This is a genomic window from Flavobacterium palustre (assembly GCF_014639535.1).
GTDB lineage: Bacteria > Bacteroidota > Bacteroidia > Flavobacteriales > Flavobacteriaceae > Flavobacterium > Flavobacterium palustre.
Window position 1 is genome coordinate 1 of the sequence record NZ_BMGA01000032.1, and the last position, 543, is coordinate 543.

1 protein-coding gene is annotated in these 543 nt (G+C 40.5%); it reads left to right on the top strand.

All coding sequences use genetic code 11. The features are described from left to right. Positions 1–543: HYR-like domain-containing protein (locus IEV84_RS16425; RefSeq protein WP_444542655.1), on the top strand; the 543-nt coding region annotated here is incomplete at both ends.

Here is a 543-nt window from a genome sequence, read left to right on the forward strand (position 1 = left end):
CTGCGAATCCTTTAGTTAATGACGGAACTATTATCAGAACGTACCGCATCAATGATGGTAACGGAAATACTACTGATGTAACTCAGAATATAATTATTGATGACACTACGCCTCCAACAGCATCAAACCCGGCAACTATAACTGTTCAATGTCTTAGCGCTGTGCCTGCTCCAGATGTTTTAGTCGTTACCGATGAAGCTGACAACTGCACAACTCCTACAGTAACTTTCGTTAGTCAGACTGCGAATCCTTTAGTTAATGACGGAACTATTATCAGAACATACCGCATCAATGATGGTAACGGAAATACTATTGATGTAACTCAGAATATAATTATTGATGACAACACGCCTCCAACAGCATCAAATCCAACAGCTATAACTGTTCAATGTCTTAGTGCTGTGCCTGCTCCAGATGTTTTAGTCGTTACCGATGAAGCTGACAACTGCACAACTCCTACAGTAACTTTCGTTAGCCAGACTGCGAATCCTTTAGTTAATGATGGAACTATTACCAGAACATATCGTGTTGATGATGGTAACG